This is a genomic window from Streptomyces sp. NBC_00299, assembly GCF_036173045.1.
GTDB classification, from domain to species: Bacteria; Actinomycetota; Actinomycetes; order Streptomycetales; family Streptomycetaceae; genus Streptomyces; species Streptomyces machairae.
In genome coordinates this window covers 4,225,714-4,250,577 of sequence record NZ_CP108039.1, presented here as the reverse complement: position 1 = coordinate 4,250,577, position 24,864 = coordinate 4,225,714, and the positions used below count along the sequence as shown (strand labels likewise).

General features: G+C 69.0%; 26 protein-coding genes and 1 pseudogene. 21 read left to right on the top strand and 6 right to left on the bottom strand.

Annotated elements, in window-relative coordinates; all coding sequences use genetic code 11:
• Positions 1 to 104: 104 nt before the first annotated feature.
• Positions 105 to 542, bottom strand: coding sequence for a hypothetical protein (locus OHT51_RS18535; RefSeq protein ID WP_003974483.1), 438 nt, complete (start codon positions 540 to 542; stop codon positions 105 to 107).
• A gap of 509 nt (positions 543 to 1,051) precedes the next feature.
• Between OHT51_RS18535 and hemL the strand changes: the two genes are divergently transcribed.
• The 9 genes and pseudogenes from hemL (at position 1,052) to OHT51_RS18490 (ending at position 9,709) form a co-directional block, all read left to right on the top strand.
• A complete protein-coding gene (gene hemL / locus OHT51_RS18530) occupies positions 1,052 to 2,371 on the top strand; it encodes a glutamate-1-semialdehyde 2,1-aminomutase (RefSeq protein WP_328880049.1) in 1,320 nt (439 codons plus the stop codon).
• A gap of 47 nt (positions 2,372 to 2,418) precedes the next feature.
• Positions 2,419 to 3,117, top strand: coding sequence for a histidine phosphatase family protein (locus OHT51_RS18525; RefSeq protein ID WP_328884363.1), 699 nt, complete (start codon positions 2,419 to 2,421; stop codon positions 3,115 to 3,117).
• Positions 3,118 to 3,226: 109 nt separating this feature from the next.
• Positions 3,227 to 4,513, top strand: a complete 1,287-nt coding sequence (locus OHT51_RS18520) for a hypothetical protein (protein WP_328880048.1) — start codon at positions 3,227 to 3,229, stop codon at positions 4,511 to 4,513.
• Between the two features lie 66 nt (positions 4,514 to 4,579).
• Positions 4,580 to 5,194, top strand: coding sequence for a TlpA family protein disulfide reductase (locus OHT51_RS18515; protein WP_328880047.1), 615 nt, complete (start codon positions 4,580 to 4,582; stop codon positions 5,192 to 5,194).
• A gap of 1 nt (position 5,195) precedes the next feature.
• Positions 5,196 to 5,963, top strand: a complete 768-nt coding sequence (locus tag OHT51_RS18510) for a cytochrome c biogenesis CcdA family protein (protein ID WP_328880046.1) — start codon at positions 5,196 to 5,198, stop codon at positions 5,961 to 5,963.
• Between the two features lie 3 nt (positions 5,964 to 5,966).
• Positions 5,967 to 7,691: a cytochrome c biogenesis protein ResB gene (gene resB / locus OHT51_RS18505; RefSeq protein WP_328880045.1), complete on the top strand. Its 1,725-nt coding sequence runs from the start codon at positions 5,967 to 5,969 to the stop codon at positions 7,689 to 7,691.
• A complete protein-coding gene (gene ccsB, locus OHT51_RS18500; protein WP_328880044.1) occupies positions 7,688 to 8,791 on the top strand; it encodes a c-type cytochrome biogenesis protein CcsB in 1,104 nt (367 codons plus the stop codon). The genes resB and ccsB overlap by 4 nt, the downstream gene beginning before the upstream one ends.
• Before the next feature lie 88 nt (positions 8,792 to 8,879).
• Positions 8,880 to 9,167 (top strand): annotated as a pseudogene (locus OHT51_RS18495) (RNA polymerase sigma factor); the annotation flags it as partial.
• Between the two features lie 134 nt (positions 9,168 to 9,301).
• Complete coding sequence (locus OHT51_RS18490; RefSeq protein WP_328880043.1) at positions 9,302 to 9,709, top strand: SRPBCC domain-containing protein; 408 nt, start codon at positions 9,302 to 9,304, stop codon at positions 9,707 to 9,709.
• 13 nt (positions 9,710 to 9,722) lie between these two features.
• On the opposite strand, the gene OHT51_RS18485 is transcribed toward OHT51_RS18490, so the two are convergent.
• From OHT51_RS18485 to OHT51_RS18475, 3 genes are all read right to left on the bottom strand, one after another.
• Positions 9,723 to 11,114 carry a condensation domain-containing protein gene (locus OHT51_RS18485; RefSeq protein WP_328880042.1) on the bottom strand — a complete coding sequence of 464 codons (1,392 nt, stop codon included), beginning with the start codon at positions 11,112 to 11,114 and terminating at the stop codon, positions 9,723 to 9,725.
• Between the two features lie 159 nt (positions 11,115 to 11,273).
• Positions 11,274 to 12,239, bottom strand: coding sequence for an isopenicillin N synthase family dioxygenase (locus tag OHT51_RS18480; RefSeq protein ID WP_328880041.1), 966 nt, complete (start codon positions 12,237 to 12,239; stop codon positions 11,274 to 11,276).
• Positions 12,232 to 12,690 (bottom strand): nucleoside deaminase, encoded by a 459-nt coding sequence (locus OHT51_RS18475; RefSeq protein WP_328880040.1) that lies wholly within the window; start codon positions 12,688 to 12,690, stop codon positions 12,232 to 12,234. The genes OHT51_RS18480 and OHT51_RS18475 overlap by 8 nt, the downstream gene beginning before the upstream one ends.
• A 286-nt stretch (positions 12,691 to 12,976) precedes the next feature.
• Here OHT51_RS18475 and OHT51_RS18470 point away from each other — a divergent pair, with 286 nt between their 5' ends.
• Positions 12,977 to 13,456: a hypothetical protein gene (locus OHT51_RS18470; RefSeq protein WP_328880039.1), complete on the top strand. Its 480-nt coding sequence runs from the start codon at positions 12,977 to 12,979 to the stop codon at positions 13,454 to 13,456.
• 43 nt (positions 13,457 to 13,499) lie between these two features.
• Here the strand turns inward: OHT51_RS18470 and OHT51_RS18465 are convergent, their stop codons facing one another.
• Positions 13,500 to 13,826 (bottom strand): PLD nuclease N-terminal domain-containing protein, encoded by a 327-nt coding sequence (locus OHT51_RS18465; RefSeq protein WP_328880038.1) that lies wholly within the window; start codon positions 13,824 to 13,826, stop codon positions 13,500 to 13,502.
• Between the two features lie 87 nt (positions 13,827 to 13,913).
• On the opposite strand from OHT51_RS18465, the gene OHT51_RS18460 reads away from it, so the two are divergent.
• Genes OHT51_RS18460 through OHT51_RS18450 form a run of 3 tightly spaced genes read left to right on the top strand, consistent with a single transcriptional unit; the run spans position 13,914 to position 16,887 of the window.
• Positions 13,914 to 15,371 (top strand): menaquinone biosynthesis decarboxylase, encoded by a 1,458-nt coding sequence (locus OHT51_RS18460; RefSeq protein ID WP_328880037.1) that lies wholly within the window; start codon positions 13,914 to 13,916, stop codon positions 15,369 to 15,371.
• A complete protein-coding gene (gene mqnP, locus OHT51_RS18455) occupies positions 15,368 to 16,270 on the top strand; it encodes a menaquinone biosynthesis prenyltransferase MqnP (protein WP_328880036.1) in 903 nt (300 codons plus the stop codon). The genes OHT51_RS18460 and mqnP overlap by 4 nt, the downstream gene beginning before the upstream one ends.
• Before the next feature lie 44 nt (positions 16,271 to 16,314).
• A complete protein-coding gene (locus tag OHT51_RS18450; protein ID WP_328880035.1) occupies positions 16,315 to 16,887 on the top strand; it encodes a Uma2 family endonuclease in 573 nt (190 codons plus the stop codon).
• On the opposite strand, the gene OHT51_RS18445 is transcribed toward OHT51_RS18450, so the two are convergent.
• Complete coding sequence (locus OHT51_RS18445; protein WP_328880034.1) at positions 16,832 to 17,506, bottom strand: rhomboid family intramembrane serine protease; 675 nt, start codon at positions 17,504 to 17,506, stop codon at positions 16,832 to 16,834. The genes OHT51_RS18450 and OHT51_RS18445 overlap by 56 nt on opposite strands.
• Positions 17,507 to 17,596: 90 nt before the next feature.
• On the opposite strand from OHT51_RS18445, the gene OHT51_RS18440 reads away from it, so the two are divergent.
• The 8 genes from OHT51_RS18440 to OHT51_RS18405 all read left to right on the top strand — a co-directional run bounded on the left by OHT51_RS18440 (position 17,597) and on the right by OHT51_RS18405 (position 24,842).
• Positions 17,597 to 18,280, top strand: coding sequence for a UbiX family flavin prenyltransferase (locus OHT51_RS18440; protein ID WP_328880033.1), 684 nt, complete (start codon positions 17,597 to 17,599; stop codon positions 18,278 to 18,280).
• 68 nt (positions 18,281 to 18,348) lie between these two features.
• Positions 18,349 to 18,810 carry an Lrp/AsnC family transcriptional regulator gene (locus OHT51_RS18435; RefSeq protein ID WP_328880032.1) on the top strand — a complete coding sequence of 154 codons (462 nt, stop codon included), beginning with the start codon at positions 18,349 to 18,351 and terminating at the stop codon, positions 18,808 to 18,810.
• 74 nt (positions 18,811 to 18,884) lie between these two features.
• A complete protein-coding gene (gene mqnE, locus OHT51_RS18430) occupies positions 18,885 to 20,048 on the top strand; it encodes an aminofutalosine synthase MqnE (protein ID WP_328880031.1) in 1,164 nt (387 codons plus the stop codon).
• Positions 20,049 to 20,081: 33 nt separating this feature from the next.
• On the top strand, positions 20,082 to 20,741 hold the full coding sequence (locus OHT51_RS18425) for a UdgX family uracil-DNA binding protein (protein WP_328880030.1): 660 nt from the start codon (positions 20,082 to 20,084) through the stop codon (positions 20,739 to 20,741).
• A gap of 40 nt (positions 20,742 to 20,781) precedes the next feature.
• Positions 20,782 to 21,306 carry a GNAT family N-acetyltransferase gene (locus OHT51_RS18420; RefSeq protein WP_328880029.1) on the top strand — a complete coding sequence of 175 codons (525 nt, stop codon included), beginning with the start codon at positions 20,782 to 20,784 and terminating at the stop codon, positions 21,304 to 21,306.
• Positions 21,307 to 21,391: 85 nt separating this feature from the next.
• Entirely contained in the window at positions 21,392 to 21,694 is a 303-nt protein-coding gene (locus tag OHT51_RS18415) for a DUF4229 domain-containing protein (RefSeq protein WP_328880028.1), read from the top strand.
• A 143-nt stretch (positions 21,695 to 21,837) separates the two neighbouring features.
• The gene (locus OHT51_RS18410) at positions 21,838 to 23,502 is read left to right on the top strand and encodes an SPFH domain-containing protein (RefSeq protein ID WP_328880027.1); all 1,665 of its coding nucleotides are present in this window, start codon (positions 21,838 to 21,840) and stop codon (positions 23,500 to 23,502) included.
• Positions 23,499 to 24,842, top strand: coding sequence for an SPFH domain-containing protein (locus OHT51_RS18405; RefSeq protein WP_328880026.1), 1,344 nt, complete (start codon positions 23,499 to 23,501; stop codon positions 24,840 to 24,842). Before OHT51_RS18410 ends, OHT51_RS18405 begins: the two co-directional genes overlap by 4 nt.
• The last annotated feature ends 22 nt before the right edge of the window (positions 24,843 to 24,864 follow it).

Genomic DNA, 24,864 nt, shown 5'->3' with positions numbered 1-24,864 from the left:
CCTCACCGCAGCTGCGGCGCGACTCCGGCACTGAAAAGGGCCTGGCTCCGGCACTGAAAAGGGCGAGGTCGAAAGACCCCGCCCGCCACCAGCGAAACCCCGACTCAGGGCCAGACAAGGCAATAGGGCTGATGCCCCGCCTCGTGCAGGCGATGGCTGAAGTCCTGCCACTCGTGCAGCAGCTGGTACACGTTGAACGCATCCCGGGGCCCACCCCGGTCCGGCACCGTCGACCAGATGAACGCCGCCGCGCCGACGGCTTCCTCTCCTATGCCCCGGAGCGGGTCCACGACCGTCATCGGCAGCTTGACCACGGCGTAGTCGGGGTGGAGGACGACCAGCTCCAGTGGCGGCACCTTGTGCAGGGGGACACCCTCGATGCCCGTGAGGACCATCGCGGCCATGGTCTCCGGCTTGATCTTGGTGAACATGCCGTTCATGCCGAGTTCGTCGCCGCCGAGTTCCTCGGGGCGCATCGAGATCGGGACGCGGGCCGCGGTCGCACCGTCCGGCGCGCCGAAGTACTTGTACGTCACCCCCACCCGACCACCATTCCTGCTCACCCTCAGCCGATCACTGCGTCGGTCGGCCCGCTCTGATTCGTTCGGAACACTCGGCATATCCGGTACTACGTGTCCCTGACGTGCTTCGTTCGAATCCTCCGCCTCGCGCCGGTGCTTTCCCCGCCGGGCACGTCGAGGACCCAGGTCATCAGTCCCCTCGCCCAGTCCGCCACCGCGATGCATATCTCCACCCGACTGCTTTTCTAGGACGCGTGGCCCCGGCCGCGCAACCCGATCATCGTGTCAGTGACCTCCCCCACGGCCGTCCGCCGAAACGTGCCTTGAAACACCTGTCCGCGGGATCTCTTCAGTCCCCGGCCATCACGCCCGGCATGAGCTGTGTGTATCACGCCCAGTCTCGCAGATCGCGGGCGAGCGCAGACCGGTTGCCCGGTCAGCGGTGGCCCCGCTGCCGTCACCTCCCGCTGGCCTACCCTGAGGAGGTCACTGGCAATCGGAGCCCGAGAAGGTCGGAGAAGTCGCAGGCCATGAGCGAATCGCCCTACCCATACGAAGCACCGGCCTCGCAGGCCCTGTTCGACCGTGCGGCAGCCGTCACACCCGGCGGCGTGAACTCCCCGGTCCGTGCCTTCCGCGCCGTGGGCGGAACGCCCCGGTTCATGGTGTCCGGCAGCGGTCCGTACCTGACCGACGCCGACGGACGTGAGTACGTCGACCTCGTCTGCTCCTGGGGTCCCATGATCCTCGGGCACTCCCACCCGGACGTGATCGCCGCCGTCCAGGACGCCGTGTCCCGCGGTACCTCGTTCGGTACGCCCGGTGAGGGCGAGGTCGCGCTCGCCGAGGAGATGGTCGACCGGATCGAGCCGCTGGAGCAGGTGCGGCTCGTGTCCAGTGGCACCGAGGCCACCATGTCCGCCATCCGGCTCGCCCGCGGGTTCACCCAGCGGTCCAAGGTGATCAAGTTCGCCGGGTGCTACCACGGGCACGTCGACTCGCTGCTCGCCGCCGCCGGGTCCGGGGTCGCGACCTTCGCCCTTCCCGACACCCCCGGCGTCACCGGCGCCCAGGCCGGCGACACGATCGTCCTGCCTTATAACGACCTCGAGTCCGTCCACGAGGCCTTCCACCGCTTCCCCGGTGAGATCGCCTGCGTGATCACCGAGGCCTCGCCCGGCAACATGGGCGTCGTCCCGCCGCTGCCCGGCTTCAACCAGGGGCTGAAGGACGCCTGTGGGAAGAACGGCGCCCTCTATATCTCCGACGAGGTCATGACAGGCTTCCGGACCAGCCGCGCCGGGTGGTACGGCGTCGACGGGGTCAAGCCCGACCTCATGACCTTCGGCAAGGTCATGGGCGGCGGCTTCCCGGCCGCCGCCTTCGGTGGACGTGCCGATGTCATGGCCCACCTCGCGCCCGCCGGGCCCGTCTACCAGGCCGGCACCCTCTCAGGGAACCCGATCGCCACCGCCGCCGGGCTCGCCCAGCTGCGGCTCCTCGACGAGGCGGCGTACGCGAAGGTCGACGCCGTGTCGGAGACGATCCAGTCCCTCGTCACCGACGCCCTCACCAAGGAAGGCGTCACGCACCGGCTGCAGACCGCCTCCAACATGTTCTCCGTGTTCTTCACGGACCGGGACGTGCGCAACTACGAGGACGCCAAGCGCCAGGCGTCCTTCCGCTTCACCGCCTTCTTCCAGTCGATGCTGGCGCAGGGCGTCTATCTGCCGCCCTCGTCCTTCGAGTCCTGGTTCGTTTCCACGGCACACGACGAGCAGGCCGTCCAGCGGATCGCCGACGCCCTCCCGGCGGCGGCCCGAGCGGCGGCGGAGGCCACGGCAGCATGAGCGACACCCCCATCACCAGCGACACCCCCATCACCAGCGACACCCCCATGACCAACGACAGCCCCACCGGCGACAGCGACATCACCGTCGTACACGTCATGCGGCACGGCGAGGTGGCCAACCCGGACGGGATTCTCTACGGCCGTCTCGCGGGGTATCACCTGTCCGACCTCGGGCGGCAGATGGCCGACCGGGTCGCCGAGCACCTCGCCTCCCGGGACGTCACGTACGTCTGCGCCTCCCCGCTGGAGCGGGCGCAGGAGACCGCGACGCCGATCGCCAAGGCGCACGGCCTGGACCTCACGACCGACGCGCGGCTCATCGAGGCCGGCAACGTCTTCCAGGGCAAGACGTTCGGGGTGGGCGACGGCGCCCTGAAGAAGCCGGAGAACTGGAAGCACCTCGTCAACCCCTTCAAGCCGTCCTGGGGTGAGCCGTACGTCGAGCAGGTCATCCGCATGATGGGCGCGCTGGACGCCGCCAAGGACGCCGCGCGCGGGCACGAGGCCGTGCTGGTCAGTCATCAGCTGCCGATCTGGATCGTGCGCTCCTACGTCGAGAAGCGGCGGCTGTGGCACGACCCGCGCAAGCGGCAGTGCACGCTCGCGTCCCTGACGAGCTTCACGTACCAGGGCGACAAGATCGTGTCCGTCGGCTACAGCGAGCCGGCCATCGATCTCGTCCCCGCCCATCTCCGCGCCGGCGCCAAGCCGGTGAAGGGGAAGGACAAGGCCTTCGGCGCCTAAGACGCGTTTGTGACATTTGTTGCGAATCCTCCGTGATCTGGAGGAACCTCCCCGTTCGTCGCGCCCTCTGACTGGGTGACCACCAGAGGATGCGACGGACGGGAATGCAATGGGCGACTTCAACCGAAGGGGAGTTCTCGGGCTCGGTGCCGGAGCCGCTGCCGCGCTCGGACTCGCAGGGTGCGGCACCTTCACGCAGTCAGACGGGTCGAACCAGGGTGGAGGTTCCGGCGACGGCCGGGACAACCGGCCCGGCACCCAGACCCAGCGCGCCAAGCCCATAGGCGACGGCTCCACCTCGTACACCGGCAAGCAGCCGCGCCAGCCCGGCAAGCCCGAGCCGCTGGAGCCCGGTCAGGAGCCGCCGCAGTTCGTCGTCTTCTCCTGGGACGGTGCCGGTGAGGTCGGCAATGGTCTCTTCCCACGCTTCCTCGAACTCGCCAAGCAGCACGAGGCGCACATGACCTTCTTCCTCTCGGGGCTCTATCTGCTGCCCGAGTCGAAGAAGCGGCTCTACGAGCCGCCGAACAACCCGCGCGGCGCCTCCGACATCGGCTACCTCACCGACGACCACATCAAGGCCACGCTGAAGAACGTGCGCCAGGCCTGGCTCGACGGCCACGAGATAGGCACCCACTTCAACGGCCACTTCTGCGCCGGCAACGGCACCGTCGGCAACTGGACGCCGCAGCAGTGGCGCAGCGAGATCGACCAGGCCAAGTCCTTCGTCAAGGAGTGGCGTACGAACTCCGGGTGGACCGACCTGCCCTCCCTGCCCTTCGACTACGACAAGGAACTCGTCGGCGGCCGCACGCCCTGTCTTCTCGGCCAGGACAACCTGCTGCCCACCGCCCGCGAGCTCGGCTGGCGCTACGACGCCTCCTCGCCCGGCGGCCGGCAGGTGTGGCCGACGAAGAAGCAGGGGATGTGGGATCTGCCGTTGCAGCAGATACCTTTCCCCGGCCGTTCGTTCGAGGTCCTCTCCATGGACTACAACATGCTCGCCAACCAGTCGATCAACTCCACGAACGCGCCCAGCCACAACTACCCGGGCTGGCGCGAGCAGTCCGCGCAGGCGTACATCCAGGGGTTCAAGCGGGCATACGAGACAAACCGCGCCCCCTTCTTCGTGGGCAACCACTTCGAGCAGTGGAACGGCGGCATCTACATGGACGCCGTCGAGGAGGCCCTCAAGCACATCGCGCGGGAGAAGGAGAAGGGCGGCGATGTCCGGCTTGTCTCCTTCCGGCAGTTCGTGGACTGGATGGATGTGCAGAAGCCGGATGTTCTGGACAAGTTGCGCACGCTGGAGGTCGGACAGGAGCCGGCTGGTGGCTGGAGCGCATTCATGAAGGGTGGCGCGGGCAGCTCCACGAGCACCCAAAACGCTGCCTGAAATGCGGTTTTCCACCCGCAAGGGGGGTGTGCAAGATCCCCGGAACGGGCATGCGAAACTTTTCACATGAGTGCCGCAAGCGCCCCCCAGCGCTCGAACCGTCGACGTCTCGTCCTGCTCACCGCGACAGCCGCGGCCACCGCGCTGACCCTGTCCGCGTGCAGCTCCGGTGGCACGTCGGGCGGCGGCGGTGACACCAACTTCGTCACCGGCAACAACGGCATCGCCACGGTCGCGCAGGGCAAGCGGACCACGGCACCCGTGCTGGACGGCAAGACCGTCGACGACAAGAAGCTGACCACCGCCGACTACAAGGGCAAGATCCTCGTCGTCAACGTGTGGGGATCGTGGTGCCCGCCCTGCCGGCTCGAGGCGAAGAACTTCGAGAAGGTGTCCACCGACCTCAAGGACCAGGGCGTCCAGTTCGTCGGCATCAACACCCGCGACACCAGCACCACCCCCGCGCTCGCCTTCGAGAAGGAGCAGGGGATCACCTACCCGAGCCTGTACGACCCGACGGGCAAGCTGATGCTCCGCTTCGAGAAGGGCACGCTCAACCCGCAGCTGATCCCCTCCACCCTGGTCATCGACCGGGACGGCAAGGTCGCGGCGCGTGCGCTGCAGCCCCTGAGCGAGGAGTCGCTGCGGGGCATGATCGAGCCGGTCCTCGCGGAGAAGTGACGTGGCTGGAGCGCTCACCCTCGCCGCGGAGTACAACGGCACCGTGCTGCACGGTGCCCTGCTGCTGGCGCTGCCGATCGCGATGCTCGGCGGGCTCGTCTCCTTTTTCTCCCCGTGCGTCCTGCCCCTCGTCCCCGGCTATCTGTCGTACGTCACCGGAGTCAGTGGCACCGACCTGGCGGAGGCCCGCCGCGGACGCATGGTCGCCGGGGCCTCCCTGTTCGTGCTCGGCTTCACCGTCGTGTTCGTCTCCGGCGGTGCGCTGTTCGGCTACTGGGGCTCGACCCTTCAGGAGCACAAGGACGTCCTGTCGAAGATCCTCGGCGTCCTGATGATCCTCATGGGCGTCTTCTTCATGGGGATGATGCCCTGGCTCACCCAGCGGGAGTTCCGCTTCCACACCAGGCCGACCACCGGACTCGCCGGTGCGCCCCTGCTGGGCGCGCTGTTCGGTATCGGCTGGACGCCGTGCATCGGCCCGACCCTGTCCTCCGTGCAGACGCTCGCCATCAACGAGGCCAGTGCCGCACGCGGCGCCATACTGACCGTCGCCTACTGCCTCGGCCTCGGCATCCCCTTCGTGCTCGCTGCCGTAGCCTTCCGCAAGGCCCTCGGCGCCTTCGCCTGGGTCAAGCGCCACTATGTCTGGGTGATGCGCATCGGCGGCACCATGATGATCGTGACCGGTGTGCTGCTGCTGACCGGCGCGTGGGACCGCATCGTGCAGGAGATGCAGGTCTGGTCCAACGGCTTCACTGTGGGGATCTGATCGATGAGCAAGACGACAACCGACACGACCCCGCCCGCCGACGACCAGGAACTCGGCACCGCGGGCGCCCAGCTCTCCACCGCCCCCGCCGAGGAGATCTCCAACCTTCCCTCCCTCGGCGTCATCGGCTGGGCCCGCTGGTTCTGGCGGCAGCTCACCTCGATGCGGGTCGCGCTGCTGCTGCTTCTGCTGCTGTCGCTCGGTGCGATCCCCGGCTCGCTCATCCCGCAGAGCGGCATCGACGAGACGAAGGTCGCCGAGTTCCGCAAGGCACACGAGACCCTCGCGCCGATCTACGACAAGCTCGGCCTCTTCAACGTCTACAGCTCGGTGTGGTTCTCCGCGATCTACATCCTGCTGTTCGTCTCCCTCATCGGCTGCATCGTCCCGCGCACCTGGCAGTTCGTCGGCCAGCTGCGCGGCCGTCCGCCTGCCGCCCCGAGGCGCCTGACCCGGCTGCCCGCCTACACCACATGGCGCACCGAGGCCGAGCCCGAGCAGGTCCGCGACGCCGCGCTTGCGCTGCTCGAGAAGCGCCGCTTCCGCGCCCATCTCTCCGGTGACGCCGTCGCCGCCGAGAAGGGCTATCTGCGCGAGATCGGCAACCTCGCCTTCCACATCGCGCTGATCGTGATGCTGATCGCCTTCGCCTGGGGCCAGTTGTTCAAGTCCGAGGGCAACAAGCTGATCGTCGAGGGCGGTGGTTTCTCCAACACTCTCACCCAGTACGACGACTTCAAGTCCGGCAGCCTCTTCAGCCAGGACGACCTGGATCCGTTCAGCTTCAACCTGAAGAACTTCGTCGGCAGGTACGAGCCGTCCGGCCCCAACCGCGGCACCCCGCGTGTCTACAAGGCGGACGTCACCTACAGCGTGGGCGCCTTCGGCAAGGAGGAGAAGTCCACCATCGAGGTCAACGAGCCGCTGGAGATCGGCGACTCGAAGGTCTACCTCGTCAGCCATGGCTACGCCCCCGTCGTCACCGTCCGCGACGGCAAGGGCAAGGTCGTCTACAGCGACGCGGTGCCGCTGCTGCCGCTCGACGGCAACGTCACCTCCACCGGTGCGATCAAGGTCATGGACGGCTACCGCGACGCCAAGGGCAAGTGGGACCAGCTCGGCTTCCAGGCCTTCTTCCTCCCCTCCTACGTCAAGGGCAACGAGATCGCCTCGCAGTTCCCGGCGCTGCTGAACCCGGTGCTGAACCTGGAGGCCTACCACGGTGACCTCGGTGTCAACGCGGGCCTCCCGCAGAGCGTGTACCAGCTGAACAAGAAGAACCTGAAGGGGTTCAAGGACTCCAAGGGCGCACAGCTCAGGGAGAACCTGAAGCCCGGCGAGACCATGAAGCTCCCGGACGGCGCCGGCTCGATCACCTTGGAGAAGGAGATCAAGGAGTGGGCCGGCTTCCAGGTCGCCCGCCAGCCGGGCAGTGGCTGGGCGCTCGCCGGTTCCCTCGCCGCGATCTTCGGTCTCGCCGCCTCCCTCTTCATCCAACGCCGCCGTGTCTGGGTGCGGGCAGTCACCGGCCCCGACGGCGTCACCGTCGTCGAGATGGCCGGCCTCGGCCGCAGCGAGTCCGCCAAGGTGCCCGAGGAACTCGGCGACCTCGCCGGAATCCTGTACGAGCAGGCGCCGGGCGCTCCCGACGCCGTCGACGACCCCGCAGATTCCGAAGCTTCCCCCGACCCCCAAGTCGCACCCGCCGAAGGGGCTGACACCAAGTGACTCTCGCCGCCGCGACCGAGCTGGCCGCCGCCACCAACGAAAACCTGGCGAACATCAGCAACACGCTGATCTACTCGTCGATGGCCGTCTACACCCTGGCGTTCTTCGCGTACATCGCCGAGTGGCTCCTCGGCAGCCGCAGCAAGGTCGGCCGCACGGCCGCCGCGCTCACCCCGGCGAAGGCCGCCAAGGCAGCCGCCGCGCCCGCCGTCACCGTGAACAAGAAGGGCTCCACCGCCGTACTGGAGCGGCCGAAGGTCGTCGTACGGGCCACCGCCGGTCAGCGGGACGTGCCGGACGGGCCCGGGGCGCACGGTGGGGACGCGCAGGGTGACCTCTACGGGCGTATCGCCATCTCCCTCACCGCGCTCGCCTTCCTGATCGAGTTCGGTGGTGTGCTCACTCGGGCTCTGTCGGTGGAGCGGGCGCCGTGGGGCAACATGTACGAGTTCAACATCACCTTCTCCACCGTGGCCGTCGGGGTGTACCTGTCGCTGCTCGCGCTGAAGAAGAACGTGCGCTGGCTCGGGCTCTTCCTGATCACCACGGTCCTCCTCGATCTCGGCCTCGCCGTCACTGTCTTGTACACCGCCAGCGACCAGTTGGTTCCCGCCCTTCACTCGTACTGGCTGTACATCCACGTCTCCACGGCGATCTTCTGCGGCGCGGTCTTCTACGTCGGCGCGATGTCCACGCTGCTCTACCTCTTCAAGGACAGCTACGAGAACAAGCTCGCCAGCGGCGGCACCCCCGGCCGCTTCGCGAACTCCGTCCTCGACCGGCTGCCCGCCTCGGCGTCCCTCGACAAGTTCTCCTACCGCGTCAACGCCGCCGTCTTCCCGCTGTGGACGTTCACGATCATCGCGGGCGCCATCTGGGCGGGCGACGCCTGGGGCCGCTACTGGGGCTGGGACCCCAAGGAGACCTGGTCCTTCATCACCTGGGTCGCCTACGCCTGCTACCTGCACGCCCGCGCCACGGCCGGCTGGAAGGGCCGCAAGGCCGCCTACCTGGCCCTGATCGCCTTCGGCTGCTGGCTGTTCAACTACTACGGCGTGAACATCTTCGTCTCCGGCAAGCACTCCTACGCCGGGGTGTAAGTCCCTTGCGGCCAAGGCCGGTTCCTGTGACTCGCGTCATGGGAACCGGCCTTCGTCGTACGGACAGGTAGAAGCCGCGGATACGAATCTGCGGAAACGCATCCGCGCGGGGGACCACGACGCTTTCGGTGAGCTCTTAGACGCGTACGCACGCTCCGTCTACAACCACGCCTTCCGGCTCACCGGCGAGTGGTCCGTGGCCGAGGACGTCGTCTCGCTGACCTTCCTGGAGGCCTGGCGGCTGCGTCACAGGCTCGACGAGGAGGGCGGTTCGCCACGCCCCTGGCTGCTCGGCATCGCCACCAGCGTCACGCGCAACATGCGCCGCGCGACCCGAAGGCACACGGCCGCCGCGGACAGCCCGACCCGGGACGAGTGGATCTTCGACTCGAAGATCAAGAAGGGCCGGGTCACGAGTAACACGGCGATCCTGGAGCGGGCCGTAGCCGACTGTGCAGGTCAGCGCCCGTAACGGGTGCGCATCGTCCCGGGCGGGGTCAGGCTGGTGTCATGAGCGGTTCCGTAGAACAGGGCATCAGCCAGACCCACGGGAACACGCACATCCTGCACTTCCTGGTGCGGCTTCCCCGGCCCGTCGAGGCGGTCTGGCCGGCGCTCGGCACCCCCGAAGGGCTCGCGTCCTGGTTCACGCCCGCCGATGTCCTGGAACCCCGGCTCGGCGGCGCGATCGCACTGCGGGACGTCGGATCCGGGCAGGTCACCGCATGGGACGTGGAGCGGGTCGCCGAGTACACGGTGGAGGACGGCGGACGCCTGCGGTTCCACCTGGAACGGGACGGCGAGACGGGGACCGCCCTGCGCTTCACGCACGAGTTCCAGGGCGAGACGGAGTCGGAGCAGCGCTGGCGGGCCCGCTTCGAGAGGTTGATCGAGGTGCTGGAGGGCGGCGGCTCCTGAGGGCCGTCCCGGACTAGGAGACGGTCGAGGCGATGACGTCCCGCAGTCGCTCCACGTACAGCCGCATGTTCTTCTGCGCGACGTCGGTGTCCGGGTAGCGGCTCGCGAACCACAGGCCTTCGTGCAGCCGGGTGACCCACGCGCACACCTGGTCGCCGTACGACACCCTGATCAGCCCGTACGCCTTGTGCTCGGCCCACTGCCCGGACCCCGGGATGCCGCGGGTGTCGACGAAGGAGACGATCGAGTACAGGTCGGGTGACGTGGGGCGGAAGTCGGCGCCCAGCAGGCTGAGCACCCGGGCCAGCGGAATGCGGGCCAGATGCCGGTTGGCGTGCAGCGCGGCGCGTACCGTGCGCAGGGCGCTGGGCAGGTCGTGGGCCTGCTCCATGGGGATCTCGATGGGCGCGCCGCCGACGTACCAGCCGACGGAGTCGGACCACCGGGTCTTCACGCGGGTGTGGAACGGCACGACGGTGCGGTAGACGGGTTCGTCGCCGATCTCGTGGCCGATGAGGGCGGTCGCGGCCAGGATGCCGACCGAACTGCCGCCGTAGGGACGGCAGTACGCCTCGAACGCGGCGGCGGTGTCCGCGTCGGTGAGCGGCTCGCGCAGCAGTTTCTGGGTGGGCAGCCCGCCCTCGGGGTCCAGGCCCAGATCGACGGGGAACTTGGGCAGCCTGCCGTCGCAGCGCCGGATGAACTCGCGCCAGCGGCCCACGATGTCGTGGCTGCCGTCGATCCGGTCGGCGTCCGTCCGCTCGATCGCGCAGAAGTCGACGTAGCTGCCGGCGGACGCCCCTTCGACGGTCTCACCGGCAAGGCACGCGGCGTAGAGCTCCTGGATCTCGGCGGGGATGCGCTGGATGGAGTGGGCGTCGACGTTGCTGTGGTCGAAGGCCATGTACACGCTGGTGGAGTTGTCGCGGACGACCGCCGTGTAGATGAGGTTGGGCCAGCGCAGTGCGTCCGCGGTGACGTCGAAGCGGTCCTGGAGATGCTGCACGAGGAGCGTGGGGTCGGTGAACTCGCCCACCTCCGTGCGGTGCAGGGACACGGAATCGGCGTCGAGCGTGAACCGGCGTACGTCGTCGCCGGGCCGGCCGGACCACCGGAAGCCGCTGCGCAGCGTCTCGTGCCGCAGCGTCCAGCCGCGCAGCGCCTCCTCCAGCGCGTCGAGGTCGGCCCGGCCCAGGAGGTCGAAGGCGGTACCGAGCCAGGTCGGCACGAACAGGCCGTCCTCGCGCACGGACCGGGCGGTCCTGATGTGTGACTCCTGGATGTACGCCGGTGGGCGGGAGTCCTCCGGGAGGTCGGTCGCCGTCGCCACGGTCGCCGGACTGAACGTCCATTCGACGAGTCGTCCGGGTCGGACCTCGCAGCGCTGGATGTCAGTCATTCGCACGGGCGGCTCCATTCGCGGCGGGGGACACACCCGAAAGGGTGGTATCCCGCCCAACGAGGCAACCCTTTCTCGGAAACGGCTCGTTGCGATCACCCGACCGTGATCATCCGACGGTCATTAACGGGCGGCGGCCGGTTGACGAGGATCGGCGGGCGGCGATCAGTTGACGGTGATCGAGTCCAGCTTCTCCCGCAGATACACATGCGAGTCCACCGGCGTGTACGCCACCCGTCCCACGGGCGCGGGCACCGACTCCACGCGGGTGCCGGGCGTGCACTCCCCGAAGTAGACGAGGGACATCAGCTCCTCGGCGGGGGCGTCGGCGGGCGGCGGCAGGACGCGATGCCGGCCGGACCGCCACCGGTCACCGGTCCAACGGGCCATCAGATCACCGATGTTGATGGTGAAGGCGTCAGGGTCGAACGGCGCGTCCTCCCAGCCGCCCTCGTCCGTGTAGACCTGCAACCCGCCCTTCCCGGCCTGCCGGTCGAGGATCGTCACGGTCCCGAAGTCGGTGTGCGGCCCGATGCGGAACTGACCGGGCTCCGGCGCACCGATCACCTCGGCTCCCGGGTACCAGTTGATGTTGAAGCCGTATGTCGGGTGGGCCATGTGCCGGGTGAAGAAGTCGGGTTCGAGGCCGAGGGCCTCGCCGAGCAGGGCGAGGAGCCGGTTCTCCAGCTCGCCCATCCGCGCGAGGTACTCCTCGCACAGCGCCTGAAGTTCGGGCACTTCGGCGGGCCAGACGTTCGGCGCGTACCACTCGGCGTTGACGACCGGGTCCTCGAAGGGCTCGTGCGTCGCGAAGGTCAGCGACTCCTTCAGGTCCGGCGGGGTCTCGGTGCCTTCCGCGTAGCCGTTGGCCTCGGCGCCGGGGCCGAGCCAGCCGCGGCCGCCGACCTTGGCCTCGTAGGCCTGCTTCGCCTCGGCGGGGAGTACGAAGAAGGCGCGGGCCGCCTCCCGGATCCGCTCGCGCAGCGCCGGGTCCACGCCGTGCCCGGTGACCAGCAGGAAGCCGGCGGTCTGCAGGGCCTCGTCGACGGTGCGGGCGATCGCGCCGCGCGTCCGGGCGTCGCCGTCGAGCCAGGGCCCGAGGTCGATCGTGGGAATTCGTGGCTCACTCACCGATGTCCTCGTTCCACAGTGCCGGATTGTTCCTGATGAAGTCGCGCATCATCCCGATGCACTCGGGGTCGTCGAGGAGCACGACCTCCACGCCGTGCTCGGCCAGCCAGTCGTGCCCGCCGTGGAAGGTGACCGCCTCGCCGATGACGACGCGGGAGATCCCGAACTGCCGTACCAGTCCTGAGCAGTACCAGCAGGGCGAGAGCGTGGTCACCATGGTCGTTCCGCGATACGACCGCTGCCGTCCCGCCGCCCGGAACGCGGCCGTCTCCGCGTGCATCGAGGGGTCACCGTCCTGCACACGGCGGTTGTGGCCGCGGCCGAGGACCGCCCCGTCCGGGGCATGGAGCGCGGCACCGATCGGGATACCGCCCTCGGCGAGCCCGGCGCGCGCCTCCGCGACGGCGGTGGCCAGCCAGGTGCGGGCCGTCGCGTGATCCAAGAGCTCCATGCCACTCACTTTCCTGTGCGGGAGACGCGGGGGTGACCTGGGATGACTACCCAAACGCCGCAACGACGGAGCCTCCCCCGGCCCTCCCCCCTCGAAGTGCGCGAAGCGCGTCACCGTGTCCGGCGTACGCAGGCCGTTCGCCGGGGTGGGCGGCGAACTCGACGCCGCTAATTCGGTGGCGGGGCGGGCCGCGTCGGGTGTTGTGTGGCGTGGCCCGGTGATCACGAGGGACACCGGGGCGGGAGGTTTTGTGGCGAGTCGGGAGTGGGCTTGGCGGGTTGCCGAGATGCGTCAGCGAGGTGGTGCGCTGGCCGCCTTCGTGGCCGCGTGCGGTGACGACGAGGAACGGCGCCGTGCGGCCAGGGAACTGGCGGTGCGGTTGCTCGCGTCGGATCCGGACGACGTCGACACGGCCCAGGAGATCGTGCGGACGCTGGTCGACTGGGCGGACGATCTCGCGGATCACCCGCACCATCCCGGCGTCCCCCGCCCCGACGAGGCCGACCGCCTGACGCGCGACCACGTCAAGGACGTCCTGCGCGAGCACCTCACGACCCCGGCCCGCGACTGGCTGTCGGGGACGAAGCTCTCCCTGGACGTCTGCTTCTTCGCCCTGCGCAGGGTGCGCGGACTCGACCCGCAGACGTGCGAGGACGTCTTCTACGCCTACGGCCGCGGCACGATGGCCCTCGACCTCGGCAATCGCGCGGCCGCGGCACGGGAACTGGCACGACTGAGGGAGCTGCGCGAGCTGTACGGGGCGTAGACCGGTCGCTCCGCGCGTCCCTCGGGGGAGCCGCAGCTCCGCGTCAGGGCTCGTCCCGCTTCGGCTTGTCGTCCTTCGTCCCGTCGTCGTCCTGGTCCAGCGACTTCAGGAAGTCGGGGTTGTCATCGGGTGCGACCCACTGCCGCCGGCGCCGGTTGTCCCTGACCCCGGACCAGCCCTCGGCCGCCGGGCTGCGCTTCTTGCCCGCGATGAGCCAGGAGATCGAGCCGACCAGCGGGAAGACCAGGACGAGGATGGCCCACAGCGGCTTGGGCATGTGCCGGATCTCGTCCTCCTTCGTGCTGATGCAGTCGATGAATGCGTACACGCTCAGCGCCAGTGGCACGAGAAACATCAGCACGCGGAGCATGGGCCCCTCTCCAGCGAAACGGTCGTCGGACCGGGGTGCGGCCCCCGGGTTCAGGGCCAGGGTAGCCGCTCGGGGATACTTGACCCCATGGCTTACGACGATCTTCGTTCCCTGCTCAGGGCGCTGGAGCGCGAAGGCGACCTCAAGCGCGTCAAGGCTGAGGTCGATCCGTATCTCGAGGTCGGGGAGATCGTCGACCGCGTACAGAAGTCCGGCGGTCCCGCGCTGCTCTTCGAGAACGTGAAGGGCTCCTCGATGCCCCTCGCGATGAATGTCTTCGGGACGGACCGGCGACTGCTCAAGGCCCTCGGCCTGAAGTCGTACGGCGAGATCTCCGACAAGATCGGCGGGCTGCTCAAGCCCGAGCTGCCGCACGGCTTCGTCGGGGTCCGCGAGGCCTTCGGGAAGCTCGGCGCCATGACGCACGTACCGCCGAAGAAGGTGAAGTCGGCGGGCGCGCCCGTGCAGGAGGTCGTGCTGCACGGCGACGACGTCGACCTGGAGCAGCTGCCCGCCCTGTTCACCTGGCCCAAGGACGGCGGCTCCTTCTTCAACCTCGGGCTCACGCACACCAAGGACCCGGAGTCGGGCGTACGGAATCTGGGGCTGTACCGCCTCCAGCGCCACGACAAGCGCACGATCGGCATGCACTGGCAGATCCACAAGGACAGCCGGAACCACTACCAGGTCGCGGCGCGGCGGGGCGAGCGGCTGCCGGTCGCCATCGCCTTCGGGTGTCCGCCCGCCGTGACGTACGCGTCCACCGCCCCGCTTCCCGGTGACATCGACGAGTACTTGTTCGCCGGGTTCGTCTCCGGCAAGCGGATCGAGATGGTGGACTGCAAGACGGTGCCGTTGCAGGTGCCGGCGCAGGCCGAGGTCGTGCTGGAAGGGTGGCTGGAGCCCGGTGAGATGCTGCCGGAGGGGCCGTTCGGCGACCACACCGGTTTCTACACGCCGCAGGAGCCGTTCCCGGCGCTGAAGATCGACTGCGTGACCATGCGGAAGCGGCCGTTGCTCCAGTCGATCGTCGTGGGCAGGCCTCCGACGGAGGACGGACCGCTGGGGCGTGCGACGGAACGCTTCTTCCTCCCGCTGCTGAAGATCATCATCCCGGACATCGTGGACTACCACCTGCCGGAAGCCGGCGGTTTCCACAACTGCGCGATCGTCTCGATCGACAAGAAGTACCCGAAGCACGCACAGAAGACGATGCATGCGATCTGGGGCGCGCACATGATGTCCCTGACCAAGCTGATCGTGGTCGTCGACTCCGACTGCGACGTCCACGACCTGCACGAGGTCGCCTGGCGGGCGCTCGGCAACACCGACTACGCCCGTGACCTCACGGTCGTCGAAGGCCCCGTCGACCACCTCGACCATGCCTCCTACCAGCAGTTCTGGGGCGGCAAGGCGGGCATCGACGCGACGGAGAAGTGGCCCGAGGAGGGCTACACCCGTGACGGCGGCTGGCCCGACATGGTCGAGTCCGACCCGGAAACGGCGGCGAAGGTCGACCGCCGCTGGAAGGAGTACGGACTGTGAGCAGCGCCTCCGCCGCGATCCCGCAGCCAGGACGCACGAAGGCGTTCCTCCGCCTCGTCATGATCGAGCACTCGGTGTTCGCGCTGCCGTTCGCGTACATCGCCGCGCTCACCGCGATGTTCCAGTGGGACAAGAACATCCACTGGGGGCGGCTGCTCCTGGTGACGGTCTGCATGGTGGGTCTGCGGACCTTCGCCATGGCCGTGAACCGGATCATCGACCGCGAGATCGACGCCCGTAATCCGCGCACCGCGCACCGCGAGCTGGTGACGGGCGCGATGTCGGTCCGGCACGCCTGGACCGGCGCCCTGATCGCCCTGGTGATCTTCCTGGGCTCGGCGGCGCTGCTGAACCCGCTGTGCCTGGCCCTCGCCCCCATCGCGGTGATCCCGATGGTGGTCTACCCCTACGGCAAACGCTTCACGAACTTCCCGCAGGCCATCCTGGGTCTCGCCCAGGCGATGGGCCCGGTGGGCGGCTGGCTGGCGATCACCGGTGAGTGGTCCTGGACCGCGGTCATCCTCGGTCTCGCCGTCGGCATCTGGATCGGCGGCTTCGACCTGATCTACGCCTGCCAGGATGTCGACGCCGACCGCGAGACCGGCGTCATGTCGGTCCCCGCCCGCTTCGGCATCCCGGCGGCGGTCTGGGGAGCGCGGGTGTGCCATGCGGTGACCACGGGGTTGTTCGTCTGGTACGCGGTGGTCACGGACGCGGGCACCTTCTTCTGGCTGGGCCTGCTGATCGTCGCCGGTGCGTTCGTCTACGAGCACTCGATCGTCCGCCCGCACGACCTGTCCCGCTTGAACCGGGCGTTCTTCAGCGTCAACGGGTTCATCGGGATTGCCCTGTTCGTGTGTGCACTGCTGGATCTTGTGGTTCGGGGGCTGACCGTCTGACTACGGTGCGGCCTACCATCGAGTGCAGAGAGAGGGAGGCCGACGTGACCATCTCGGACAGCGACCGCCTGCACTCGCAGCTCGCCCGGTACGAGGACATGTTCCGCGGATACCGGATGGAGATTGTCGAGGGCAACATCGTGATGAGTCCGCTCAGGCCGTTCCACAACGAGACCATCGTGCGGTTGTGGATGCAGCTGGAAGCTCAGATGGGCCCGGAGTGGGGCTTCATCAGCGATGTTGCGATCCCCTTCAGCGACGACTTCGAGTTCTGTCCCGATCTCGCGATCATCCCGGCGGCCGAGAAGAACCGAAACCTGACCTCATACGCGCCTGATCTCATCGAACTCGCCATCGAGGTCGTTTCGCCCAGCAGCGTCCGCAACGACTACGAGATCAAGAACAGGCAGTACGCCGCTCGGGGAATCCCGAACTACCTGATTTTCGATCCGCAGAAGGCCCACCTCGTCACGCTCTGGAATCCCGGACCCGACGGCTACCGCGGACGTGACACGATTCCTTACGACGGCAAGGTCACTGTGGAGACCAAGATCGGACGCCTCACGGTCGATACAAGCCGCCTTCCTGTGGACCCTGACTCGCCCGGCGCCTCCTGAGCGCCCCGTCCGCCCGGCGCCGCAGCACGAACGCCGCCGCAACCCCCGCCACCAGCCCCACCAGATGCCCCTGCCAGCTGACGCCGGACTGGGTCGGGGCGAGGCCCGCCAGGATCGAGGTGCCCCAGATCGCGGCCACCAGCACGCCGGACAGGATGCCGAGCGGGCGGCGCTCCACGAAGCCGGTGACCAGGAGGTAGCCGAAGAGGCCGAAGATCAGGCCGGAGGCGCCCGCGGTGTTGGTGCCGGACGGGGATATCAGCCAGACGCCGAGGCCGTCGGCGACGATGATCAGGGCACAGACGGCGGCGAACCGGCGTATGCCGCCGAGCGCGGCCAGGAAGCCGAGGACCAGCAACGGCACTGTGTTCGCGGCGACGTGGGCGAAGCCGAAGTGGATGAACGCGGCCGGGACGACGTCCACCAGCTCGGACGGGGTGCGCGGGACGATGCCGAAGCCGTCCAGCGCGTGCCCGCTGAGCACGTCGGCCACTTCCAGCAGCCACAGCAGCGCCACCCAGACCAGCATCAGCTTGGCCGCGGTCCGCGCGCGGTCACCCCGCGACCACTCGCGCCGCTCCGCGCCCCACGTACCCGCCACACCCGACGTACCCGCCATGGCCACCCCACCGCCCAACTCGTCCCCCTGGGGAACGCCCGGCCCCCCTTGGTCGGTTCCCACCCCGTGAGGCCGGATAGGCTCGGTGTCGTGAACCCAGTCAAGCCAGGAGAGACGCCGCGTACGCCTTGGATCGTAGGGGTGTCCGGCGCTTCCGGCACCCCATACGCCGCCGCGGTGCTGCGCGCGCTCCTCGCCGCGGGGGAGAGCGTCGACCTGGTCGTCAGCAGGGCGTCACGGCTCACGCTCCTCGACGAGACCGGGATCTCCTTCCGCGACGCCCACTGGCAGGACGACCTGCGCGAGTGGCTCGGGCGGGGCGCCGACGGCAAGCCCGGGACCTTCGAGCCGGACATCGACGGCGTCCGGTACTGGAACGCCGGGGACCTCGCCGCCGGGCCGTCCTCGGGGTCGTACGCCACGAAGGGCATGCTGATCGTGCCCGCCTCCACCGCCTGTGTCGCCGGCGTCGCGCTGGGCCTGTCGAAGGACCTGCTCCAACGCGCGGCGGGCGTGGCCCTCAAGGAGGGGCGCAAGCTGGTCGTGGCCGTCAGGGAGACCCCGCTGAACGGCCAGACGCTGAGGCACCTGGTGACCCTGGACGACGCGGGCGCCACCGTCGTGCCCGCCTCACCCGCCTTCTACGCGGGGGCCACCCACATCCAGGACCTGGTCGACTTCGTCGCCGGACGGGTGCTCGACGCGGCGGGCGTCGAGCACCGGCTCTACCGCCGCTGGAAGGGCGAACTCGGCGGCGGAACCCGCACGACATGAACGCCATCTGAGCAAGTCGCAGTACCTCTCATCACTTCGGGACATCTTCACCGGAAGGCTTCGATCGCATGGACGCGGTGGACAGGCAGCTCATCCAGGCCCTGAGGGAGAACGGCCGGGCTTCCTACGCGGAGCTGGGACGCCTCGTCGGCCTGTCGGGACCCAGCGTCACCGACCGCATCAACCGGCTGGAGGCGGCCGGCGTCATCACCGGCTATCGCGCCACCGTCGACGCCGCCTCGCTCGGCCTCGGCGTCACCGCGCTGATCGGCATCTCGCTGTCCGACGCCACCGACCACGAGGACGTCGCGAGCCGCCTGCGGGACCTGGGTGAGATCGAGGACTGCTGGTTCATCGCGGGCGACGACTCGTACATGCTCAAGGTCCGGGCGGCCGACGTGGACGGGCTGGAGAAGATCATCCGCCGGCTCAGCGGCACCAAGGGCGTCTCCCGGACCCGTACGACCATCGTGCTCTCCACCAAGTGGGAGAACCGGGTCGGACAGCTGCCCGACGAAGAGGACGCGTAGCGCCTGATGGCGGTCGCCCCGCCCGAAGGGGCGGGGAGTACGGTTTACGGAGTCTTTCCGAGAGAGGTGCACGCATGGACGTCGGGCTCAAGCGCGAGCTGGAGGAGAAGGTCCGCTCCGGTGAGCGGCTGTCCCGCGAGGACGGCATCGCGCTGTACGAGTCGGACGACCTGGCGTGGCTCGGCGGCCTCGCGCACGAGGTGCGCACGCGCAAGAACGGCGACGTCGTCCACTTCAACGTCAACCGCCACCTCAACATGACCAACGTCTGTACGGCCTCCTGCGCGTACTGCTCCTTCCAGCGCAAGCCGGGGGAGAAGGACGCGTACACGATGCGCATCGAGGAGGCCGTCAAGCTCGCCAAGGCGATGGAGTCGGACAACCTCACCGAGCTGCACATCGTCAACGGCCTGCACCCGAACCTCCCGTGGCGCTACTACCCGCGCTCCCTGCGCGAGTTGAAGGCCGCCCTCCCGAACGTCTCGCTGAAGGCCTTCACGGCCACGGAGATCCACCACTTCGAGACGATCAGCGGTCTGTCGGCGTCGGAGATCCTCGACGAGCTCATCGACGCCGGGCTGGAATCCCTCACCGGTGGTGGCGCGGAGATCTTCGACTGGGAGGTCCGGCAGCACATCGTGGACCACCGCACCCACTGGGAGGACTGGTCCCGCATCCACCGCCTGGCGCACGAGAAGGGTCTCAAGACCCCGAGCACCATGCTGTACGGCCACATCGAGGAGCCGCGGCACCGGGTGGACCACGTCCTGCGCCTGCGTGAGCTGCAGGACGAGACGGGCGGCTTCCAGGTCTTCATCCCCCTGCGCTACCAGCACGACTTCGTCGACATGAAGGACGGCAAGGTCCGCAACCGCCTTCAGGCCAGGACCCAGATGGCGACCGGCGCGGAGGCCCTGAAGACCTTCGCGGTGTCCCGTCTGCTGTTCGACAACGTCCCGCACGTCAAGGTCTTCTGGGTCATGCACGGCGTCCAGACCGCCCAGCTGGCGCTCCAGCACGGCGCCGACGACATGGACGGCTCGGTCGTCGAGTACAAGATCACCCACGACGCGGACAACTTCGGTACGCCGAACAAGCTCACCCGCGAGGACCTGCTGGACCTCATCCGGGACGCCGGCTTCCGCCCGGTGGAGCGGAACACGCGCTACGAGATCATCCGGGAGTACGACGGCCCGGACCCGCTGCGCCGCGAGTCCCCCCAGCCGATGCGGGTGTGATTCCGACGGGCGGGGCCGTGGTACCCGTCCGCCATGGTGAGCACCAAGGCGCCCGAGGACGCCTACACCGCTGAACCCTTCCTCCCCGACCGTGGTGGCCTGCCCGCCCTGCGCCGCGCCGCCGCCGGATGCCGGGGCTGTCCCCTCCACCGGGACGCCACGCAGACCGTCTTCGGCGTCGGTGACCGGAACGCCCGCGTCATGCTCGTCGGCGAGCAGCCCGGCGACCAGGAGGACCGGAAGGGCAAGCCCTTCGTCGGTCCGGCCGGGCGTCTCCTCGACAGGGCGCTGGAGGAGGCCGGCCTGGACCCGGCGGACGCGTACGTCACCAACGCCGTGAAGCACTTCAAGTTCACGCAGGCCGAGCCCCGCAAGCGCCGTATCCACAAGGCGCCGACCCTGCGCGAGATGACCGCGTGCGGCCCCTGGCTGGCCGCCGAACTGGCCGTCGTGGAGCCCGAGCTGATCGTGCTGCTGGGCGCGAGCGCGGGCAAGGCGCTGCTGGGGTCGTCGTTCCGGGTCGGGGAGGTGCGTGGAACGCTGCTGGAGCGCGAGATCCACGGCCGGCCGGAGAAGCTGGTGGCGACGGTGCATCCGTCGTCGGTGCTGCGGGCCCAGGACGACGCCGACCGGGAGGCGGCGTACGCGGGGCTGGTCTCGGACCTGAAGGTGGCGGCGCGGGCGTTGGCGTAGTGGCTTTCGCCGCGCTCCATGTAATGGCTACGATTGCGCCGTGCCTCTTACCTTCACACTCGACCCGGCCGTCACTCCCGACCTCCGTGACGGCATCCTCGACCTGTGGACCGACGTCTCCAACGCGGGCGGAGCCGTGGGCTTCGTGCCGCCGGTGACGCGGGAAGCGATCCGCCCGGAACTGGTGCGGCACTTCGTGGGGATGGTGGAGGGACGCAGCCGGCTGCTGGTCGGGCACGACGAGGCGGGCGAGGTGTCCGCGACCGCCTTCCTCACCTTCAACACACACCGGCTGATGGCCCACTGGACGTGGCTCTACACGGTGATGGTGCACCCCCGCCACCAGGGCAAGGGCTACGGCCGTGACCTGCTGGCGGCCGCCGAGCAGGCCGCCCGCGGCTTCGACGGCATCGAGGCGATCCGACTCACCTGCCGCGGCGGCCTCGGCCTGGAACGCTTCTACGGCTCCTGCGGTTACAAGGAGGTCGGCCGGATCCCGGACGCCATCCGGGTCGCGCCGGGCGACGACCGGGAAGACGTGATCATGCTGCTGCCGCTCGAATGACCCACCCCGACCCCCCTGCAAGATCGGCCGCCCTGCGTGCTTCACTGGACAGTGGCCCTTTTTGGAATCGGAAGAGTGGATTGAGATGCTCCGCTACACACTGATGCGCCTCGGGATCTTCGTGGGCTGCCTCGTGGTCGTCTGGGGCCTCGTCTACTCCGGCCTCGCCCCGCGTGGCCTCGGCGACTCCAACGGCATGTGGGTCGTCCTGCTGGCGCTGCTGCTCTCCGCGCCCATCAGCTTCGTCGTGCTGCGCAAGGAGCGCGATCGCGCCTCCGTGCAGATCGTGCAGAAGGTCGACCGCGTGAAGGCCAACCTGGAGGCGAACCGCAGCCAGGAGGACGACGTGGTCGACGAGACGGCTCGGACGCAGGGCCAGACCTCCTAGCTTGCCGCGTCCCGGCAGCGATACCGCTCGGTAACTGCACGGGCCCCGCCCTTACGCTTGTCCGGATCCATGGTGTGGGATGGCCGGATCCACGTCGGTGGAACGGCTGTTCGCACCGGCATTCGTGAACGTAAGGGGGAACCGTGGCACGAGCGCGCGCGCAGGCAAAGAAGAGCGCACGACGCGTTGCCGACGCCGTCGTCTCCGGAACCGATCCGAGGACGGCCGCGCAGGACGAACTGCGGCGGCAGATCGGCGGCCGGGGGACACGGGGAGACGGCGGCGAGGAATACGACGCCCAGGGCGAGGGCATCGACCCGGCGGACTTCCCGGCCGCCCGGGAACAGGGCGGCTCCACCGCCACCGTCATGCGGCAGAAGACGGTGCCGCTGGACGAGGCCGGGGAGGCGCTCGGCCGCAGCGAGCAGGTGCGCGAGGGCACCGAGATGGTGCACGCCATCTGCCCGATGGTGATCCCCAAGGGCCGCTCGATCGTCTCCATGCTGCCCGTGCTGACGCTGCTCGTGCTGGGCGCCGTGGGTGCGGGGATCGTGGGCGCGTCCGGCGCCGATGTCCTGACCAACCCGCTGTTCGGCGTGCACTACTGGGTCATCTCGCTGTGCGCCGTCGCCTTCGTGTGGTGGCGTCAGGGCATGGTCATGGTGCCGGACGGCTGCCAGGCGATGATCACCCGGTTCGGCAAGCTGGAGAGGGTCGTCGGCCCGGGCCGGATCGTGCTGCTGAGCCCGTGGAAGCGGGTGTCGTACATCGTCAACACCACGATCGAGTACCCCTTCAACGCTCCGGTGCGCGAGGCACCGACCAAGGGCGGTGTGAAGGCGTCGATCGACCTGTTCATCCAGTTCCGGATCAGCGATCCGACCGAGTTCGTCTACACGCTGGGCGCGGTGCGCGGCTTCGAGGAGAAGCTGAGCAACGCGGTGAGCGAGACGATCCGCACCCTCGTCTACGAACAGGAAGCCGCCGGGATCTACGACATGGTCGGCGAGGACACCGGCCGGCTGCTGGACCTGCTCAACCAGCAGTTCCGCCCGGCCGTCGAGCTGACCAACGCCAACATCACCCACGCCGAACCGTCCGACCAGCGCTACCGCATGGACCTGGCGGCGCCCGAGATGGTGCGCGTGGCCAAGGAGGCGTACACGCACGAGTACGCGCTCCAGCTCCGCAAGGAGCAGGACGAGGGCGACCTCACCCGCGAACTCGCCTCCAGCCACGAGACGCTCTCCGCGATCCAGGCCGACATCGCCCAGTACCAGGCGCAGATGGACACCGCCGTGGAGCGCGAGACCAACCGCGCCGAGGCGCTCGCCCGGCAGCGCTACGTCCAGGCCGAGTCCGAGGCGAAGGCCAACGCGGCCCTGCTGGAGGCGCAGGCCCTCGACATCCGCGCAGTGACCGCGGCGGAGGCGCCGGAGATCCTGGAGTACCGCTACCAGCAGCAGGTGCTGGACACGCTGGAGCAGGTCGCCGACCATCTGCCGCGTCTGGTCCGCATCGGCGGCGCGACGGACGGCGGCGCCGGCATCGACTTCCTGGAGCTGGCCCGCGAGTTGGTCGGCGAGCGCGGCACGGAACTGTTCACCGACGAGGACATGGCAGCCGTACGGTCGCGCCTCCCCGAGGTGTCCGAGCGGATCGCCGCGCGCGAGACGGAGATCGGAGCGCTGCTGGCGGCCGAGCGGCCGACGGTGCCGCAGGTGCCCGACCAGCCCGGATCGCCCGACAGCTCCGACGGTGCCGACAGCTCCATCAGCTCTGACGTCTCCGAGGGGGCCGACCAGTGAGCACCGCCCGTTCCTCCCACCGCCGGTCGGTCATCTCCGAGAAGGTCGCTCCCTGGAGCGACATCGCGCGGCTGCTGCGCGGCGGCGAGGCCGACACCCTGATCCCGGTCATCATCCCGCGCCACCGGCGCCGCCTGTGGTGGATGCTGCCGCTGTGGCTCGGCGTCTACTCCCTGTTCATGGGCGTGATGTTGTCCCTGCAGGAGGCGGACTCCGAGTCGGTCGCCGGGGACCTCGCCTACGGCACCCTCGCCACCCTCTCCTACGCCGGCGGCGCGGTCCTGCTGGTGATCGGCGCGCTGTGGTGGTGGCGCTCCTCGATCGTCGAGATCGAGCAGGGCACCAACGGCGTGCTGACCCGCTACGGCGCCGTCATCCGCACCCTGGACGCCGGCCGGCACTACCTGTGGCACCCGTGGTCCAGGGTCGACTTCGTCGTCGACACCGCCACCGAGATCCCGTACTCCGCGCCGGTGATGGCCTGCCCGACGCAGGAGAACGTGCCGCTGCGCTCCATCGAGTTCTTCCTGAAGTTCCGCATCACCGACGCCGTGCTGTTCGTCCGCACGATCGGCGCGGGCAACTTCGACCTGGTGCTCTCCAGCGCCGTACAGGACGCGATCCGGCAGCGGGCGCGCAAGATGCGCACCGAGCGGGCGTACGACCTGCGTGGCTCGGACGTGGCCGACATGCAGGAGCTGCTCAACCGCCAGCTGTCCGGCTACGGCGTGCGCATCACCGGCTCCAACATCCCGGACGTGCAGCTGCCGGCGCAGTACCAGCAGCACCTGGCCACCCGGGAGCGGGTCGCCAAGGAGCGCACGGCGTACGACCAGGAGTGGGGGCTCATCCGCAAGCGTCGGATCGACCAGCTGGGCATGGACATCGAGCGCGCCAAGAAGGTGCGCGACGCCAGGATCGTCGAGGTCAAGGCCGCGCTGAACCGGGCCCGTGAAGAGGTCGCCCAGCTGCTGGAGGAGCAGGAGACCAACGCCCAGCGCGTGCGGTTCGAGATCGAGACGCGGGGCCGCAGCGGCCTGATCGCCGCCGAGAACGAGGCCCGCGCCCAGCGCGCCCTGGCCAAGGCCTACCGCGACAACCGCGCGGTCCTTCAGTACGAACTCGCCCGGCGTCGCCTGGAGGTGGGCGCGAAGCTCGCCGGCCGGGCCCCGCAGCCGGTGGTCGTACGGACCGACGGCAGCAGCGCCGACACCTCCGCCCTGTCCACTCTGCTCACCGCGCAGCTGCTGCCGCGGCTGACGGCCCTGCCGGCGGTCGACGGGCAGGTGCTGACGGACCGGGTGGCACGGTTCGCCGACGAGCTGAGCGACGACAAGTAGGGACAGCTGTTCACGGCGGGCC

What these genes read in the sequence shown, in the direction of transcription:
- hemL (WP_328880049.1), top strand. Translation starts at nt 1,052, where the DNA reads ATGAGCGAATCGCCCTACCCATACGAAGCACCGGCCTCGCAGGCCCTG.
- OHT51_RS18525 (WP_328884363.1), top strand. Translation starts at nt 2,419, where the DNA reads ATGACCAACGACAGCCCCACCGGCGACAGCGACATCACCGTCGTACAC.
- OHT51_RS18520 (WP_328880048.1), top strand. Translation starts at nt 3,227, where the DNA reads ATGGGCGACTTCAACCGAAGGGGAGTTCTCGGGCTCGGTGCCGGAGCC.
- OHT51_RS18515 (WP_328880047.1), top strand. Translation starts at nt 4,580, where the DNA reads ATGAGTGCCGCAAGCGCCCCCCAGCGCTCGAACCGTCGACGTCTCGTC.
- resB (WP_328880045.1), top strand. Translation starts at nt 5,967, where the DNA reads ATGAGCAAGACGACAACCGACACGACCCCGCCCGCCGACGACCAGGAA.
- OHT51_RS18490 (WP_328880043.1), top strand. Translation starts at nt 9,302, where the DNA reads ATGAGCGGTTCCGTAGAACAGGGCATCAGCCAGACCCACGGGAACACG.
- OHT51_RS18475 (WP_328880040.1), bottom strand. Translation starts at nt 12,690, where the DNA reads ATGGAGCTCTTGGATCACGCGACGGCCCGCACCTGGCTGGCCACCGCC.
- OHT51_RS18470 (WP_328880039.1), top strand. Translation starts at nt 12,977, where the DNA reads ATGCGTCAGCGAGGTGGTGCGCTGGCCGCCTTCGTGGCCGCGTGCGGT.
- OHT51_RS18465 (WP_328880038.1), bottom strand. Translation starts at nt 13,826, where the DNA reads ATGCTCCGCGTGCTGATGTTTCTCGTGCCACTGGCGCTGAGCGTGTAC.
- OHT51_RS18460 (WP_328880037.1), top strand. Translation starts at nt 13,914, where the DNA reads ATGGCTTACGACGATCTTCGTTCCCTGCTCAGGGCGCTGGAGCGCGAA.
- OHT51_RS18445 (WP_328880034.1), bottom strand. Translation starts at nt 17,506, where the DNA reads ATGGCGGGTACGTCGGGTGTGGCGGGTACGTGGGGCGCGGAGCGGCGC.
- OHT51_RS18435 (WP_328880032.1), top strand. Translation starts at nt 18,349, where the DNA reads ATGGACGCGGTGGACAGGCAGCTCATCCAGGCCCTGAGGGAGAACGGC.
- mqnE (WP_328880031.1), top strand. Translation starts at nt 18,885, where the DNA reads ATGGACGTCGGGCTCAAGCGCGAGCTGGAGGAGAAGGTCCGCTCCGGT.
- OHT51_RS18425 (WP_328880030.1), top strand. Translation starts at nt 20,082, where the DNA reads ATGGTGAGCACCAAGGCGCCCGAGGACGCCTACACCGCTGAACCCTTC.
- OHT51_RS18415 (WP_328880028.1), top strand. Translation starts at nt 21,392, where the DNA reads ATGCTCCGCTACACACTGATGCGCCTCGGGATCTTCGTGGGCTGCCTC.